Source organism: Mycobacterium ostraviense (genome assembly GCF_002705925.1).
Classification (GTDB): Bacteria; Actinomycetota; Actinomycetes; order Mycobacteriales; family Mycobacteriaceae; genus Mycobacterium; species Mycobacterium ostraviense.
Map to the genome: position 1 here is coordinate 2,455,621 of NZ_NKRE01000001.1, position 16,732 is coordinate 2,472,352.

A 16,732-nucleotide genomic window follows, 5' to 3' on the forward strand; every position below is an offset into this window, starting at 1 on the left:
AACCAGATGGAGCGCCATGACTCAGGACTTGCCACCGACCAGCGCTGCCCCGGCGCCCCGCTATGCCGGCACTCGCGTGCAGCGCGTCGAAGACAGCCGGTTGCTGACCGGCCACGGCAGCTTCGTCGACGACATTTCGCGGCCCGGCATGCTGCACGCCTGCTTCGTGCGCAGCCCGTTTGCTCGCGCCCGGATCAACAGCATCGACGCCTCGGCGGCGCTGGCACTGCCCGGCGTCCACGCGGTGTTCACCGCCGCCGACCTCAACCCCGATGTCCGGGAGGCCTGGCACGCGGTCGCGGGTAAGGACGTCCCGGACACCCCCCGGCCGCCGCTGGCCGAGGGTGAGGCGAAGTTCGTCGGCGACCCGGTCGCGCTGATCGTCGCCGAGAACCGCTACCTGGCCGAGGACGCGCTCGAACTGGTCGACGTCGACTACGAGCCACTGCCGGCAGTCGTCGACTTCAGGCAGGCTCAGTCCACGGAAGTGCTGGTGCACGACAGCTACCCGAACAACGTGGCCGGCGGGCTGGGCGGGGCCCCGCCGGACGAAAGCATTTTCGTCACTTCGCCTTACGTCGTGGAAGAGCGCCTGTACCAGCAGATCTATCTGCCGGTGCCGATCGAGACTCGCGGTTTGGTGGTCGAGTGGGCGGCGGCTTCGGGAGAACTGACCGTCTGGGCGTCGACCCAGACTCCGCACGAGCTGCGCGCTTTCTGTGCCCGCATATTAGGCATTGCGGCACAACGGGTTCGGGTTATCGCGCGGGACACCGGCGGCGGCTTCGGCCAGAAGGTCGTCCCGATGCGCGAAGACATGTGCATCATGCTGGCCGCCCGGAAGGTGCCCGCGGCGCTGAAGTGGATCGAGGACAGGCGCGAGAACCTGATGTCGGCTGGACAGGCGCGTCATGTCGACGGCAGGGCCAGGATGGCGTTCGACGACCAGGGCAACATCGCGGCCGCGGACATCGACTTCGTCCAGGACATCGGGGCTTATCCGACGCCTTATCCGGTGTTGACGACGGCTGCCATCGGCATGTTCTTCCCGGGGCCGTACCGGGTGCCCAAGGCCAGCTTCAACTACCTGACGGTGTTCTCCAACACCGCCGGGTTGGCGGCCTACCGCGGTCCATGGCAGTTCGAAAGCCTGGCGCGCGAAATGCTTCTCGACATCGCCGCGCGCAGAATGAACATCGATCCCGTCGAGCTGCGCCGGCGAAATCTGTTGCGCCAGAACGAGATGCCGTACTTCAACCCCAACGGCATGCCGTATGACCACGTCGCTCCGATCGAGACGTTCGAACAGGCCGTGAAAATCGTTGACCACGAGGGTTTCCGCAAAGAACAGGCCGAGGCTTTGGCGCACGGGCGCTACCTGGGCCTCGGCTTCTCGGCCTACATCGAGCCGACGGGCGCGGCGACCGGCCACCTGGCTACCGAAGGCGCCACCGTCCGGATGGAGCCGACGGGCAAGATCACCGTCTACGTCAACGGCGGTTCGAGCGGAAACAGCTTGGAAACCACGGTTATTCAGCTGACCGCCGACGTGCTGGGGGCAGATTTCGACGACGTGGGAACCATCCAGGGCGACACCGCGACCACGCCGTACGGGGCCGGGACCCAGGGCAGCCGTAGCGGACCGATGACCGCCGGGGCCGTCAGCGAGGCGGGGACCATACTGCGCGAAAAGATCGTCAAGCTGGCCGCGCATCGCCTGAAGGTGGCCGAATCCGAAGTGGAACTAGCCCATTCGCGCGCCGCCGTACGCGGCGACCCGGCAGCCCAGGTGTCCTTCGGCGAGCTGGCCTACCTGGCCCACTACGCACCGCAGCAGTTGCCGCCGGGAATGTCGCCCATTTTGGAGGTGAGCGCTCGGTTCAACTCGCCGAACCCGATTCACTGGGCCAACGCGACCCATGCCTGCACCTGCGAAGTCGACACCGAGACCGGCAAAGTCACGCTGCTGCGCTACATCGTCAGCGAAGACGTCGGGCCGATGATCAACCCGGCGATCGTGGAAGGACAGATCGCCGGTGGAACGGTGCAGGGCATCGGTGGCGCGTTGCTGGAAAATCTCGTCTACGACGACGACGGCAACCCGCTGGCCACGACATTCGTCGACTATCTGCTGCCGACCGCCACCGAGGTGCCGCTGATCGAATACGGCCACGTCGAATTCCCGGGTCCGGGCCCGGGCGGATACAAGGGCGTCGGCGAAGGCGGGGCAATCGGCTCGGTGCCCGCAGTGATCAACGCGATCAACGATGCCCTGGCGCCGCTGGGCGTGGCCATCACCCGGCTGCCGGCCAGTCCGTCGTCGATCGTCTCGTTGCTGGAAGAGGCGTCGCGGTGAAGCCGGCAGCTTTCGACTACCACCGACCCGATACCGTCGAAGCGGCCGTGGGCCTGCTGGCTGAACTCGGCGAGGACGCGAAAATCCTTGCCGGAGGCCAAAGTCTGGTGCCGATGTTGTCGATGCGGCTGGCCTACTTCGATCACCTCATCGACATATCCCGGCTGCCCGAGCTGCGCGGCATCGAAACCCGCGGTGACCAACTGTGGATCGGAGCGGGCGCCACCGAGGCCGTAGTTGGCGCCGATGAGCAAGTGCGCCAAGCGGTTCCGTTGCTGAGCTTGGCGACGCCGTTCGTCGGGCACTTCCAGATCCGCAACCGCGGCACCCTGGGCGGATCGATCGCGCATGCCGATGCCGCCGGTGAATACCCGGCGGTGGCGCTGGCCCTGGACGCGGTGATGGAGGTGCTGTCGCCGCGAGGCCGCCGCGAGATCGCTGCGGCGGACTACTTCGCCGGCCTGTGGGAAACCACCATGGAGCCCGACGAGGTGCTCACCGGCGTCCGGTTTCCGGTGTGGAATGGCCGATCCGGCTTTGCGATACGCGAATTTGCGCGCCGACACGGCGATTTCGCGATCGCCGGGGCAGTCGTCGGGGTGCGGCTCGACGACCGTGACCGGGTGTCGCGCTGCGCGATCGGGTTGCTGGGCCTGGGCTCCACGCCCAAGCGTGCGACGGCGGCCGAAACCGCGGTCACCGGCATGCCGCTGCGCAAGGTGACACCCGAGGAGATCGGCCGGGCGGCCATGTCGGAACTCGACGACATTCCGTCGGACCTGCAAGGGTCGGCGTCGTACCGCAGCCGGGTGGGTGCCGCCATGACGGCCCGCGCCTGGACGCAAGCAGCCCAGCAAGCAAGCGCCGGAGCCAGTTATGCATGAGCGATCAGTCCAGTTCTCGGTCAACGGAAATTCCGTCGCCGCCAGCGTTGAACCGCGGATGACGTTGGCGGACTTCCTGCGTGACAAGTGCGGACTCACGGGCACTCATCTGGGGTGCGAACACGGTGCGTGCGGCGCATGCACGGTGTTGCTGGACGGCGCTGCCGTCCGCTCGTGCCTGCTGTTCGCGGTCCAAGCCGACGGCATGGAGGTGACGACGGTGGAGGGCGCCGCATCCGCCGGCGGCGAGCTTTCGCCGGTGCAGGCGGCGCTGCGGGAGTGCCATGGACTGCAATGCGGCTTTTGCACGCCGGGTTTCGTCATGTCGATTACCGCGCTGCTGCACGACAATCCCCAGCCCTCCGACGACCAGATACGCCAAGCCCTGTCCGGGAACTTCTGCCGATGCACCGGCTACCAGGGCATCGTCGCGGCCGCGCGCCGGGCCGCAGAAGTAATGGGCCACACCGAAGCCGAAGGCGCGTCACTGCGGTAACTTGCGTCACCTGCTGCGTAATCTGAGGTTTGGTCTTTGAGAATCTCGGGAGTAGCGCGTGCGGTTATTGCAGATCGGGGCGGCCCTGCTGGCGGCGGGTGCGCTCGGTGCCGGATGCGATTCCACTATCGACGGCAGGCCGATCGCCGGACCGGGCGCTGGGCCGATCGAGCCGTCGTTCCCGACGTCGCGGCCCAGTACCTCGCCACCGAGCGGCACGGCGCCGCTGCCGCCGACAACGCCGGCCAGCCCGACTACGCCGGCCGGTGCCATCCCGTTACCGCCCGACCAGAACGGTTACGTCTTCATCGAGACCAAATCCGGCCAGACCCGCTGCCAGATCAACAAAGACAGCGTCGGCTGCGAGGCGCCGTTCACCAATTCCCCGATCAAAGACGGCGAGCATGCCAACGGCGTGCACATCACGGCCGCCGGCACCGTGCAGTGGGTCCTCGGCAATCTCGGCGCCATTCCGACCGTCACCATCGACTACAAGACCTACGACGCGCAGGGCTGGACCATCACCTCCACCGCCGAGGGCACCCGCTTCCAGAACAACAGCACCGGGCATGGCATGTTCGTCAGCATCGACCGGGTCAGCACCTTCTGAGCTGGGAAGCACCCCGGCGTCAGTACCATCGGTTTTGTGGCACGTTACGGACCACCCGAAGACTTCCACAACCAGCCGACCCAGTATGGCGGCTTCGGAGCGGGCGGATACCCGCCGGCCGGCCGGCCTCCGCCAAACCTGCCGTACCAGCAAGCCCCTCCCCCGCCGGCCCAGCACGGGCCGCCGTCTGAGCAATTCCCGCCGCCTGACCAATCCGAACCGCCCGAGCAATCCGACCTCGACGAAGAGCCCAAACCGTGGTACCGCAAGCCGGCGAAGCTGATCGGGTGGGCGCTGTTGTGCCTGATCCTGATCGCGCTGATCATCTACGGCATCACCCAGCTGATGGGTGATCAGCAGGGCGCCAACCCGACGCCGACCACCACCACGACGGCCCCCACGACCACCACCACGACAGTGGAGTCGACCACGACCACAACTGAGCCGCCCCCCACCACAATCGAGGCTCCGCCGGCCACCACGCCGCAAGGCCAGCCTCCGGCTCAGCAGCCGACACAGGCCCCGACGCGGCGCTTGCCACGTCTGCCGCCGTTGCCGTCGGTGATCACCATCCCGGGATTGCCGTCGCCGATCACCCTGCCACCTAACCTTCCGTAAGGCTGCTGATCGGTAACGGCCCGCGTGGCTGCCGGATGCCGGAGGTCGTCGCGGGCTAGCATCTGCGGCCGTGGCTAGGTACGACCCGCCCGATTACGGCGCCGACGACCCGACCGTCTACGGCAACTACGGATACGGCGACGGCCCGCGCGGACACGGACAACAGCCGCAACCTGAGCCCGGCACCCCGGGATGGCCCAAACCGCTGGCATTGGTCGGCTGGGGCGTACTGATCGCGGCCCTCATCGCGCTGATCGTCTACGGCATCATCCAGCTTGCGCACGGACGCCCCACTCCCGCGTCGATCACCACCACCGTCACCACCACGACCACGCCGCCGACGACCACCACAGCGCCGACCACGACGACGGCACCAACGACAACGACGACGGCGACGACGGGGGCCAACCCGTCGCCCGGGGCGTTGCCGACTCTGCCGCCGCAGATCACGCTGCCGATACCGACCGTGATCAACTTGCCGCCCGGCCTCTGAGCCGATCGCTGCGCTTCGACGGCGGCTATCGTGGGGAACGGCCGTCGGCCACCGATCGCCGGCACGCAATGGACCACAGGGGGTGCGAGATGACCGTTTCGCTCGGGTTGTCCATCGGGGTGGCCAACCTGGTCGCGGCCCGGGCGGACGGCAACCCTGTGCGACGGGCATCGGTGTTACGGCTGTTCGAGCATCGGGCAGCCGAAGTGGGCCTGCCAGAAGAGAACCCGGACTTGGCCGAGCCGGGACTGGTGCTGCGCGGTTTCGTCGAGCGGGTCGGCGACCCGGCTCCGCTGGTGGCGGCCGACGGGACCAGGCATCAGGGCGAGGCCCTCACGGTGGAAGCACTCAACGCCATGGCACGAACCGTCGGCTATGGCGCCCCGATCACCATCGCGGCTCCGGCCTACTGGTCCGAAGGCCAGTTCGCCGCGCTGCGCGCAGCACTGCTGAGCGAGCCCGCATTGGCGCCCGACGGCGTGCCGGCGACGGTGATCTCCGATGCCACGGCCTCACTGGCCGCGCTGCACGCCAGGCCCGGATGCCCGACGAGTGGCGTCGTCGCGCTGTGCGACTTCGGCGCCGGGGGCACGAGCGTAACCTTGGCCGACGCCGGTTCGAATCTCCGCCAGATCGGCCCGACGTTTCGGTACCGCGAGTTCTCCGGCGACGAAATCGACCAACTTGTCCTGGGCCACCTGCTCAGAGTGGCCCCCGATGTCGACAGCACCGAAGTGTCGGGCACCGCCACCCGCATGGGGTCGGTGACGCGTCTGCTCGGCGGATGCCGGTCCGCCAAGGAGCAATTGTCGGCACTGATGACGGCCACCATTGCCACCGGCGCCGGCGAGGCGGTTCGGCTGTCGCGCAACGAGTTTGAGCAACTGATCGCCACCCCCCTGGACCGTTTCGTCGGCTTTGTCGAAGAGATATTGCAGCGCAACGGGTTTCGGGCCGCCCTGGCCGCCGTGGCCACCGCCGGCGGCGGTGCCGCGATCCCGCTGGTCACCACCCGCCTGTCGGAACGCTTGCAGGTGCCCGTCTTCACCACGCCGCAACCGTCGTCCAGCGCCGCGATCGGCGCGGGCCTGCTCGGCCAAGCACAGTCGTCAGCGGGTGCCCCGACCGGTGCCGGACCCGCCGTCGACGCACCGACTCATATCGTCGGGGCGGTCGTCCCCACCGAGGCAGCGCCGACGGCGTGGGTCAACCCACCCGCCACCGAACCGGCCAACCTCCCGCTGGCCTGGTCCGAGGACGCCAACACCGGCAATGAACCGGTCCCCTACACCGGACCCGATGCCACTGGTGAATACGGCCGCACCGCAACGGCTGTCGACCAGCAGCATGACCAGCCGCCGGCTACCGAAGCCGAACCTCTGCCGTGGTACAAGCGCGCCGCCGTGGTCTTCAGCCTGGCCGCAGCAGGGTTGGCGATATTGGTCGCGGTGGTGTTGGGGCTGACACTGGGCCCAAGCAAAAGCAAGCCGGTCAACACCACATCGCCGGTGCCCCCGCCGACACCGCAGACGGTGACGGTGGTCGGGCCGAACAACAGCCCCACGGTGACGGTGATAACACCAAGCACCACAACGCCCCCGCCACCGCCGGCCACCACGACAACCGCCCCGCCGACCACCACCATGACCACGACGTCGCCGCCGACGACTACCACTACCACCACCACGACTGCTCCGCCGACCACCACAACAACCCAGCCGACCACCACCAAGCCGACGACCACCACCGCGCCGCCGACGACTACCGCGCCGCCGACGACCACTCAACAGCCACCGACAACGACAGCCGCGCCCGTCACGCCGACCACAGCGGCACCGGGGGCCTAGAGCGTCAACGCCGTGCGGCGAATCCGGCCACCATCGCCTCCGCACTGCGCACCGCCGCGCGACAGGCCCTGGTGGTGAATGGATCGTTGAGCGGATGTTCGGCTCGGCGGCGCCAGCGCTGCACCGCGGCGAGCGCGGCACGTGGACCGTCATGGTAATTCTGCGGACTCAGGCCCAGCCGGGCTGCGGGACTGGTCCCCGAGCCACCGATGATGCGGCGCAGCGACGAGAGTTCATCTTCGTTCAACGTCGTTGTCCGCGAAGGCAACAGGCTCAGCACTCGGAGTTCCTCGAAGGCGTGGGTGTCGGCCAGCAGCGGGTCGATGTCGGCGATCACGTACGGCGTCGCCATGACCGGGTGCAGCTGCACGAACCGGCGCAACGACACCAGCGCGGTATGCGCCTTGAGCATGTCGGCGCGTTGCGCGAACTGCTGGTCGATCACTTTGCGGAGCTCCACCAGCCCGCTGCGCTCCAGCAATTCGGCCGCCAGTCCTGAGGAATCGGTGATACCGGCCGCCAGCAGGGCAATCGAAATGCGGATGCCGAACATGCCGAACCGCTCGAGCAACTGCGCGCGCGTGCCCGCATCCACCGGTAACGGACTGTCCGGCCGGACGAAACGATCCACGCTCAACAGGGCTTTGTTGAGTTCGGCGCTGTCGGCTCCGGCCAGCTTCTTCAACGCGGAAAATTCGGCCTGGCGCAACGTGCGCGCGGTCAGTGCAAGCAGCCCGGATACCGGCACCACCGCCTGACAGACGCCCGTCCGACTCAGCTCATCGGTGAACCGCGTGGCCACATCCTTGGCCGAGACCATGGCATCGATGCGCCCCGCACCTATTTCGTCGGCCCGCGACGCCACACCGATGATGCCCAGCGCTCCCGCCGCGCCACCGACGAGCCCGCCGATCTGCTTGAGCAGGGCGATGTCTGCGGCGTTGAGAGTGCGTAACAGGAACACCACCGCGTCCACCCGCGGCACCCCGTCGGCGGGTACCAAGAGCCGCACGGTGCGCTCGGAGGTTTCGCGCGCCAGCGACGACGTTCCGGGGGTGTCGATGATGGTAGCGCCTACCAGTTCTTGGGCTGGCCACTCGACGTCGAGGTCGACGATGTCGGCCGGATCGAGCCGGCTCAAGTCGAAACTCAGACCACCCCGATGCGTGATCGGCACATTCGTGCGCCGTCCGCCGCGGTGATTGGCGGTGACCCTTGGAGCCGGACCGTGCCGGAACCAGGTCACGATCCGGGTTGCCTCGGTGGCATCGGTCGGGGCGATGTCGTCGCCGACGAGTGCGTTGACCAGAGTGGATTTGCCCGCCTTGAGCGTGCCGGCCAGGGCGATGCGGATCGGTTCGCCCAGCCGCGACCTGATGCGCTCGAGCTCGTGAAAGACGTCTGCCCGCTGCCGGTAGGCCGGCTCACCCCGGTAGGCCTCGATGGTTCCGCCCAGAATCGCGCGGACCCGATCGGTTGTGCTCACTCTCGTCCCAGCGGCGTCAGCATGGCTTCAACTTGCGCAGGTTGTCGGTCACCTGGTTCAGGATGTCGAGCTGTCGTTCGAGTTCGCGAATCCTGTTGTCGCGCTGGGCTTCTTCCAGATGTGCCGCGGTGACGGTGGCTTGCAGCGATTCGTTCAACGATCGGGTGAGCTCGTTGGCGATCTCGCGGTAGTGGTCGCGTAACGTGCGCTGGATCATCTTGAGCCGGTCGCGCGACTCCTTGCCGACCACGAACGAGACGTCGTCGACGAAGCGGCGCACATTAGTCTTGGCCTCGGCGCGGGCCCGCAACAGCCGGTTCTCCTTGTCCTCCTTGTATGCCATGCGGCCGAGTATCAGCCCGGCCCCCACCGACACGGGATTGAACAGACCGAGACCGGCCACCGAGGACAACATCCCGATCATCACCACGCCGCCGTAGGAACCCCGCAGGCCGGAGACCATTTTCTGAGCCTTGCCGGCTGGCTTGGATTCCAGCCGGGCCAGCGCCTTGAGCTCGCCGAAATCGGCGCCCATGGCGCGCTTGCTCAGCTCCGGGGACATCACCGAATCCAGCCCCGCGTCGGCGAACGAGCGGGCGACGTCGTCAGCCAGTACTTCGGCGCGCTGATATGCCCAGACGAAGTTGTCCCCGACGGCGGTGGCGATCGCGTTTTCCACGTCGGCGCCGATCTCGGCCCAGTGCAGCGTCGGATCACACGAATCGATTTGTCGCTCAGCATCTTCGGTGACCGCCCGGAAGCGCGCCCGCAAATCGTGGTCCACGTCGGTGCTCAGGTCGGTGAAACCGTCGTTGAGCACCTGCTGCCACAACGCGGTCTGCTGCAGCGCATCCTGGGCTTCGCGCTTGCGCCGCTCCAAGTCGGAAGCCAGCCGGTCCCGCACCGCCGGGTCGTTGATGACCGACAATTCCGAACCGACAGATATCGCTAATTGCTCTACCGCCGAATGTATTTCACGTAGAACTTCGTCGCGGACCCGGTCGGTCTCACGAGACAGCACCTTCTCGCTGAGGAACTTCACGATCGCCGGGAAGTTGGATTCTTCGTTGAGTTCCTTGTCGTTCAGCGTGACGGCGTGGCTGCGCAACAATGACGAAACTCCGATGATCGGCATGGGCACACGGGCGCGCTGCAAGTGCGCGGCATTGGTGTTGACGATCTCGCGCCAATGCGGGTACAGGTCGGTTTTGGTGGCCACCACCGCCCCGACCGGACAGACCTGGTGGGCCTTGCGGAGAAACCACATCTCCGGTTCGGTGAATTCCTGACTGGCATCGCTGACCATCAGCAGGGCGTCGGCGTCGGGCAGCAGACCCAGTGTTGCCGACAGATGCGGCTGCCCGTGGCCGCCTACACCGGGGGTGTCAATGAACGTCAGCCCGCCCTGAAGCAGCGGACTCGGCGCGCCGATCTCCACTCGAAGTACGGCGCGGCCGTGGGCCTGCGGGGCCCGACGCAGGTCAGTGGTGATGTCGTCGACCGGGATGTCAACAGCCGTCGTCTCACCATTGGGCCCCGCCGCAAGGATGATCCGGGCCCACGGCTGGGCGCTGTAGCTGACGACGGTGATCACGACGGTGGCCTCGTCGTCCCCCACCCGCGCGACCGGCAGATTGAGCAACGCATTGAGCAGTTGGCTCTTCCCCTGTTTGAGCTGGCCGGCGATCACCACCCGGATCTGCGGGTCGGTGATCCGCGCGCGGGCGCGCCTCAACCGTCGCACCAAATCACCGCGTTCGTTGAGTTCTGCGATCGCGATGGTGTGATCGATCAGCTCGACGATCACACCGACCCGACGCGGGTCATCGGGTTGAGTCACCGCACTGCCCCACTTTCTCGATCGCCTGCAATTACGGTAGGCGCACGAACCGGCGGGGACCACGAAGGTCCCCGCCGGTTTGGCCGCGCCGGTTCCGGCGAATCAGAACCCGTGCGGGCCGGCCGGGCCGGGCGACGGCGGCTCGGTGTGCACTGGCGGCGTGTGCGGCACCGGCGGCTCATTACCGAACACTGAGGCGCTCGGCGGCGCATACTGGGCGGGCGGTTCCACCGACACCTGCTCTTGCGGTGTCAACACCGGTGTGTGCTCAACCGGAGGAGTCGGCCCCGGTGCCGGCGTCGGAATCGGGGCATATGGAGCCGGTGCGTTGATCACGGGGGCATTCATGCCACCGAGTCCGACAGGGCCCGGGCTGTGGACGACGGGACCACCGCCCGACGGAGGAGTCACCTGGCCATCAGCCCCGGCGCCCGCACCGCCCTGGATGACGGGGCCGTGGACCGCCGGGATGGCCGGTCCGGGCTCGGCCGGCGTGGTGCCAGCGCCGACACCACCGCCGAGTGCGGCACCTTCGTGGCCGAGGATGTCGCCGTGCGCCCCGCCGGCCGCGGTTCCGCCGACCCCGGCTTGACCACCGAGGCTGGTATCGCCGCCGACGCCGGCAGCGGTGCCGCCGAGCCCGGCAGCGGTGGCGCCGCCCGCCCCGGTCGCCGTGCCACCGAGCCCCGCAGCTGTGCCGCCGCCCGCGCCCGTCGCCGCGCCACCGAGCCCCGCAGCTGTGCCGCCGCCCGCGCCCGTCGCCGCGCCACCGAGCCCCGCAGCTGTGCCGCCGCCCGCGCCGATATAGGTGCTTTCACCGCTCACGATGTCGCTGCGGCCGACCGCTCCAATACCCAGGCCGGCACCGCTGGTAACACCCGTTTGACCGCCCACGCCGACGCCACCCAGCGGACCTGAAATATGCGGGGTAGCCGCGCCGTTCAGGGCAGCGCCTTCGCTGGCGATCAACCCAGCCTGGCCGCTCGCGCCCAGCGATGCGTTGCCGCCAATACCGGTTAGGCCGCTGACGTTGGTTACGCCGGCGAGCCCACCACCCGCTGAGGCCGCTGCCCCACCGCTCAACGCTGCCTGTCCGCCGAGGCCGAGACCGGCCTGGCTTGCGATACCTGCCGAACTGGCGATACCCGCCTGACTGGCGACCGCGGCCTGGCCAGCGATACCCGCCTGACTGGCGACCGCGGCCTGGCCAGCGATACCCGCCTGACTGGCGACCGCGGCCTGGCCAGCGATACCCGCCTGACTGGCGACCGCGGCCTGGCCAGCGATACCCGCCTGACTGGCGACCGCGGCCTGGCCAGCGATACCCGCCTGACTGGCGACCGCGGCCTGGCCAGCGATACCGCCACCGGCACCTACAGCCGCCTGGCCTCCAATACCCGCCGCTCCGCCAACAGCGCCACCGGCCTGGCCCCCAATGCCACCTTGGGCGCCCACACCGACCTTGCCTACAAGGCCGCCACTGGCCTGACCACCAACAGCGATGTGGCCATTGCCACCGGCACCAACGGCGGCGCCAGCCTGACCCCCAACACCGGCACCGATCACGCCACCAGCCTGACCACCAACACCAGCACCAATCACGCCACCGGCCTGACTACCGAGGCCAAACCCTGCACCACCACCGATGGCGCCACCAGCCTCACCGCCGATGCCGCCGCCAAGGCCCCACCCCAGTCCGGCACCAGCCTGAGCACCAGCGGCGGCCTGGCCTCCAAGACCAAAGCCCACACCGGTCTGCAGTCCCAGACCCGTCTGAGCACCCAGACCTAGGCCGGCTCCAACTTGAGCTCCAATTCCGGCCTGAAAACCGGCAGAAAAACCTAGACCAGCCTGGGCGCCCAAGCCCGTCTGCGCGCCAAGCCCAAGGCCTAACCCAGCACCAACCTGTGCACCGATCGCGCCCTGGACTCCAGCACCGAAGCCCAGACCCGCCTCACTGCCAAAGCCTCCGGTCGGGGCGGCAAACACGACACCGGGAACGAATCCGCTCGCACCCGTCTGCCAACCCAGCCCGCTCTGGCTCCAGGCCCCGGCACCCAAACCACTGGTCAGCCCAGCGGCCAAACCGGCGCCCACGTCGGTCGCGATGACGCTCGCTGCGGAGGCGCGCAGCTCGCCCGCGAACAGGCCCTCACCGCCGGCGGTGGCGCCGGCGGTGCTCATGACGGCTCCGGCATCCTGGGCAACAACAGCGGACGACATATCCCCCCCATCAGCCGCCAGCGCAAGGCCGTGCTGATCGGCCACCGCCTGCTGTAAACCACCGATCGGGTCGCCGGCACCAAGATCAAGGAAAGGCAGCGCGCTGGCCGCGGCCGCCGAGAACTCCGCGGGCGACACATTGATCAAACCGGCGTTGGTCATGGCCTGCCCGGGAGCGGCGACGAACGACCTTGCCGCGTCTTCACTGCGGAACAGGCTCAGGATGTAGTCGACCAGCGAGGTCATGTTCATGTCCCTTCAATTCAATGTGTGGAGTTGTTCGCCGAGAAGGCCGGCGCTCTGCCATCAACGCTATGGAGTCAGCATCCCGCCGAAATCGGGGTCAGATCCCCCGGTCAGTCAGGTACCCATCGGGATCGGCCAGGCCACCCCATTAGGGGGTTAGGGGAAATCGACGCGCCCCTACGCGACACCGAAAACAGCCCCTATCAACCGCATTTCTGGACGTCAACAGCCACCGGTCAAGCCTTCACCGGGCGATCGATCAGGTCAGTAACTAATGAATTTCACCGTGGATACCGAACCCGCGGTGGTCGGGGTCGACGGTGTGCGGGTGAATGATCGGGTGGTCCCAGATCGCCGGGTCGTCCGCCGGGAAGCCACCATGGTCGAACCTCGAATCGGGCACGTCAGCGCCGGTGAGCAGCACCGACGGCTCATGCGGTTCGATCCCGACCGGATGAGGATCGGTGGGCATTTCGCCGGACCCCGGCAAGACCGGCTCGTTGATCACATGGCTTGCCGAGCTGTGCTGTTGGAAAGCCGGCGCCGTGGTGTGCGGTGAGAACGCATCGAGAGCAGCCGCCGCCGCGCCGCTTGCCCAGACGTTGCCATGGTCAGCGATTTGCGTCCCGGCAGCAGCTCCAGCCGAACCGGCCATTGACAGCGAATCCGACACTACTGGGATCAGATTCTTGACGTCGGCGCTGGTCACATTCGCAAGGTGAGCATCAGCGATCGCCTGAGCCGGGTTGGCCGCATAACGCGCGGCTACCTCCGGATCGCGTACCAGCGAGATGACGAAGTCGAGCAACGAGTTTGCCATCGCGCCTCCACTTCGCACATCTCTCGTGCTGGTCTCGCGTTAGCACGATGCTATCGGTTGACTGCGCCGCTGTGTTCGGTGTGAAACCCGCGGACCCCGCGATCCCATTAGGGGGTGTCACATTAGGGGAATACCGGGGTTATGGGGAATGACGGGCTATGGTGAAACGGCTGCCGACAAACCAGTGAAAACCAGTGGACTGCGAAGAAGCCGAGGATGCGAAATGAGCCACCGGCCGGACTCGCGCAATACGGCGACGCATCCGTGATCCCTTCGCCCGCCGATGTCCCGCCCGCCGCACGCGGTGTCGTCGATGACTTGGCCAATGCCGCCAAGACCCCCGTCAAAGCCCTTGTCTGTGGTGGCATCGGAACCGGCAAGACATCCCTGCTGGCCGCGGGCCGCGAGGCGCTGCGCCGCGCCGGGTTGACGATCCTGACCCGCCCTCCACGGGACGGTGATCCGTCCGACGCGGTGTTCGTCGTCGACGACGCCCACCTACTGACCGACGCCGAACTCGTTCGGCTGACCGAGCGGGCCTCCGAACCTCATGCCACGGTCGTGGTAGCCGCCGAAGATCACCAGCAGGACCCGGCGCTACGTGCCCTGACGATGGCCATCGAACGGCAGCGGCCTCGAGTATCACTGGGTCCGCGGCCGGTCGCCGAGCACCTGCGTGATTGCACGGCTGGGTTGCCGTTCCTGATCCATGCGGTGTCCGACGGGGCGCATCCGCCGGCACAGGCCGCCAAGTTCGCGCTCGTCAAGCGGTTGCGCCGACTCGACGAACCGACACTGGAGGCGATGCTGCTCATGTCGCTGAGTCCAGGGTTAGGGGTCACCGATGTGGCTGCAGCGCTTGGGGTTTCGACAGCAGACGCCCGCCGGCTAGTCGATCGTGCGTACGGCAGCGGACTCGTCGTACCCGCCCATCCCCCGGCCTTCCTGCAGGCTGTGCATGACGCCATCGCCCTGATTATCGGCAACGCGCGCCACCATCAGATCGAAACATCACTGCTGCGTAAGCAATTCGACATTTCGCCGATATCGCAGGATCTCGCGTTGCAACTAGCCGAACATGGGTTACATGACGACCGGCTGGCAGCCGTCCTCAGCCGATATGCCGTGGCCGACGGCGACTCGGCCCGCAGCGCACGGCTGTACCGGGCGGCGGTCAATGCGGGTGCCGCCGGACTGACCTCCCGGCTGGCCGATGCGCTTGCCCTCACCGCCGATTGCACAGCAGCGGCAGCACTGGCCGACGAGCTGCTCAGCTCGCCCGATTCCGCCCAACGCGCCGCGGCGGTGCGGATTGCGGCCAGCGTCGCCACCCATGACGGCAATACAGCTCAGGCCGCCGAATTGTTCGGCTGGCTGGGTCCACATCCGGACGCGGTGGTCGGTTCGGCCGCGGCGATCGTGCTTGCGGCCAGGGGTGATCTGACGGCTGCACGAGATACGTTGCGTATCAATGACTCCGGTCCACCGACGATGGCTGCGCGAGCTTCGCGCGGCCTCGCCGAGGGGCTACTGCTGACGATGGATCAGCCCTATCCGGTCGCGATGGCAAAACTGGGCCAGGCCCTTGCGGCCCAACCATCGGTGACCGAAGCCATGCCGGACAGCCCGGCCGCGCTGGTTGCCTTGGCCGCAATACACGCCGGCGACCCGGTTCGCGCCCGCAGCGTGATCGGGCGGGCGGTGCGCGCCGGTGGCGACGCAGTGTTTCGGAGCCGGCACCTGCTGCTGTCCGCCTGGATCAAGATGCAAGACGGCCAGCTGCCGTCGGCCGCCGCGGATGTCGCCGCAGCCGGCACGGAGCTTCACCGACGTGACGCGTTGTGGGCCGCGGCACTGCACATTGCGATCGCGCGCCGCAGCGGCGATACCGGTGTGCTGCACAAGCAGTGGTCCGCCGCCATGGATGTGCTCGCCGAATATTCGATCGACCTGTTCGCGCTGTTGCCTCTCGCCGAATTGTGGGTGGCCGCCACCCGAATACGCCAGGTGGACCAACTGGAATACCCCGTGAATGAGGCGTTCGCCCTTCTGGATTCGCTGGGCAGCCCGCCCTTGTGGGCCAATTCACTGCACTGGGCCGGCGTGCACGCCGGAATACTTGCCGGCTCACCAGAGTCGGTCGCGCCGCACGGGCAGGCCCTGGCCGCGGCGGCGGCCCACAGCGGCCTCGCGCAGATCCTGTCCGGTGCCGGCCGGACCTGGCTACGAGTGCTGGCCGATCAGGTCGACGCCGACGAGGTAACCATGGCGGCACGGTCGCTGTCCCGCGTTGGTCTGACCTCGGACGCGACCAGGCTGGCCGGGCAGGCCGCCCTGCAAACCTCGGACCCCAAGGTTTCGGGTGCGATGCTGCAACTGGCCCGAGACCTGAAGCTGGGCACGGGTTCTGAGGAGGTCAACGACCTGGAGCCGGCTGCGGGCGCGTCGGCTGCACCACGCCAGCCAGCGACGGGCACTCCGCTGTCCGATCGGGAACGCGAAGTCGCCGAGTTGCTGCTGCTGGGGATGCCGTACCGCGACATCGGCAGCCGGTTGTTCATTTCGGCCAAGACTGTCGAACATCACGTCGCACGGATCCGCCGACGGCTCGGCGCCGAGTCCCGCTCGGAAATGTTGTCGATGCTGCGCGCAATGTTGAGCCCACCGGACTGAGCCGCAGATAAGACGCAGCACCGACCGCGAAGTTAGGACAGCCTTTCTCGCATCGAACACGGCAAAGATGACAGTATGGGCAGGTTGAGCAGGCAATAGAGCACGCCAGAGTGACCCAAAATGACCCAAAAATGACCCAA

The 16,732-nt window shown here is 67.5% G+C and carries 12 protein-coding genes; 8 read left to right on the top strand and 4 right to left on the bottom strand.

Annotated elements, in window-relative coordinates; translation table 11 throughout:
* Positions 1-16 precede the first annotated feature (16 nt).
* The 7 genes from CDN38_RS11245 to CDN38_RS28940 all read left to right on the top strand — a co-directional run bounded on the left by CDN38_RS11245 (position 17) and on the right by CDN38_RS28940 (position 7,304).
* Entirely contained in the window at positions 17-2,356 is a 2,340-nt protein-coding gene (locus tag CDN38_RS11245) for a xanthine dehydrogenase family protein molybdopterin-binding subunit (protein WP_099318955.1), read from the top strand.
* Positions 2,353-3,240 carry an FAD binding domain-containing protein gene (locus tag CDN38_RS11250; protein ID WP_075512317.1) on the top strand — a complete coding sequence of 296 codons (888 nt, stop codon included), beginning with the start codon at positions 2,353-2,355 and terminating at the stop codon, positions 3,238-3,240. The genes CDN38_RS11245 and CDN38_RS11250 overlap by 4 nt, the downstream gene beginning before the upstream one ends.
* Positions 3,233-3,736 (top strand): (2Fe-2S)-binding protein, encoded by a 504-nt coding sequence (locus tag CDN38_RS11255; protein WP_075512316.1) that lies wholly within the window; start codon positions 3,233-3,235, stop codon positions 3,734-3,736. The genes CDN38_RS11250 and CDN38_RS11255 overlap by 8 nt, the downstream gene beginning before the upstream one ends.
* 58 nt (positions 3,737-3,794) lie before the next feature.
* Positions 3,795-4,346: a hypothetical protein gene (locus CDN38_RS11260; protein ID WP_075512315.1), complete on the top strand. Its 552-nt coding sequence runs from the start codon at positions 3,795-3,797 to the stop codon at positions 4,344-4,346.
* A gap of 36 nt (positions 4,347-4,382) precedes the next feature.
* Entirely contained in the window at positions 4,383-4,964 is a 582-nt protein-coding gene (locus tag CDN38_RS11265) for a hypothetical protein (protein ID WP_075512314.1), read from the top strand.
* 70 nt (positions 4,965-5,034) lie between these two features.
* Positions 5,035-5,457, top strand: coding sequence for an oligopeptide transporter substrate-binding protein (locus tag CDN38_RS11270; RefSeq protein ID WP_075512313.1), 423 nt, complete (start codon positions 5,035-5,037; stop codon positions 5,455-5,457).
* An 89-nt stretch (positions 5,458-5,546) separates the two neighbouring features.
* Positions 5,547-7,304, top strand: coding sequence for an Hsp70 family protein (locus CDN38_RS28940; protein WP_075512312.1), 1,758 nt, complete (start codon positions 5,547-5,549; stop codon positions 7,302-7,304).
* Positions 7,305-7,308: 4 nt separating this feature from the next.
* Here CDN38_RS28940 and iniC read toward each other — a convergent pair whose 3' ends face one another.
* From iniC to CDN38_RS11300, 4 genes are all read right to left on the bottom strand, one after another.
* Positions 7,309-8,790 carry an isoniazid-induced dynamin-like GTPase IniC gene (gene iniC, locus CDN38_RS11285; protein WP_075512311.1) on the bottom strand — a complete coding sequence of 494 codons (1,482 nt, stop codon included), beginning with the start codon at positions 8,788-8,790 and terminating at the stop codon, positions 7,309-7,311.
* A gap of 16 nt (positions 8,791-8,806) precedes the next feature.
* Positions 8,807-10,630: an isoniazid-induced dynamin-like GTPase IniA gene (gene iniA, locus CDN38_RS11290; protein WP_075512310.1), complete on the bottom strand. Its 1,824-nt coding sequence runs from the start codon at positions 10,628-10,630 to the stop codon at positions 8,807-8,809.
* Between the two features lie 102 nt (positions 10,631-10,732).
* Positions 10,733-13,099 (bottom strand): IniB N-terminal domain-containing protein, encoded by a 2,367-nt coding sequence (locus CDN38_RS31750; protein WP_204903242.1) that lies wholly within the window; start codon positions 13,097-13,099, stop codon positions 10,733-10,735.
* Positions 13,100-13,370: 271 nt separating this feature from the next.
* The gene (locus CDN38_RS11300; protein WP_075512308.1) at positions 13,371-13,919 is read right to left on the bottom strand and encodes an Rv0340 family IniB-related protein; all 549 of its coding nucleotides are present in this window, start codon (positions 13,917-13,919) and stop codon (positions 13,371-13,373) included.
* Positions 13,920-14,135: 216 nt separating this feature from the next.
* Between CDN38_RS11300 and iniR the strand changes: the two genes are divergently transcribed.
* Positions 14,136-16,592, top strand: a complete 2,457-nt coding sequence (gene iniR / locus CDN38_RS11305; RefSeq protein WP_099318957.1) for an isoniazid response ATPase/transcriptional regulator IniR — start codon at positions 14,136-14,138, stop codon at positions 16,590-16,592.
* Positions 16,593-16,732: the final 140 nt, after the last annotated feature.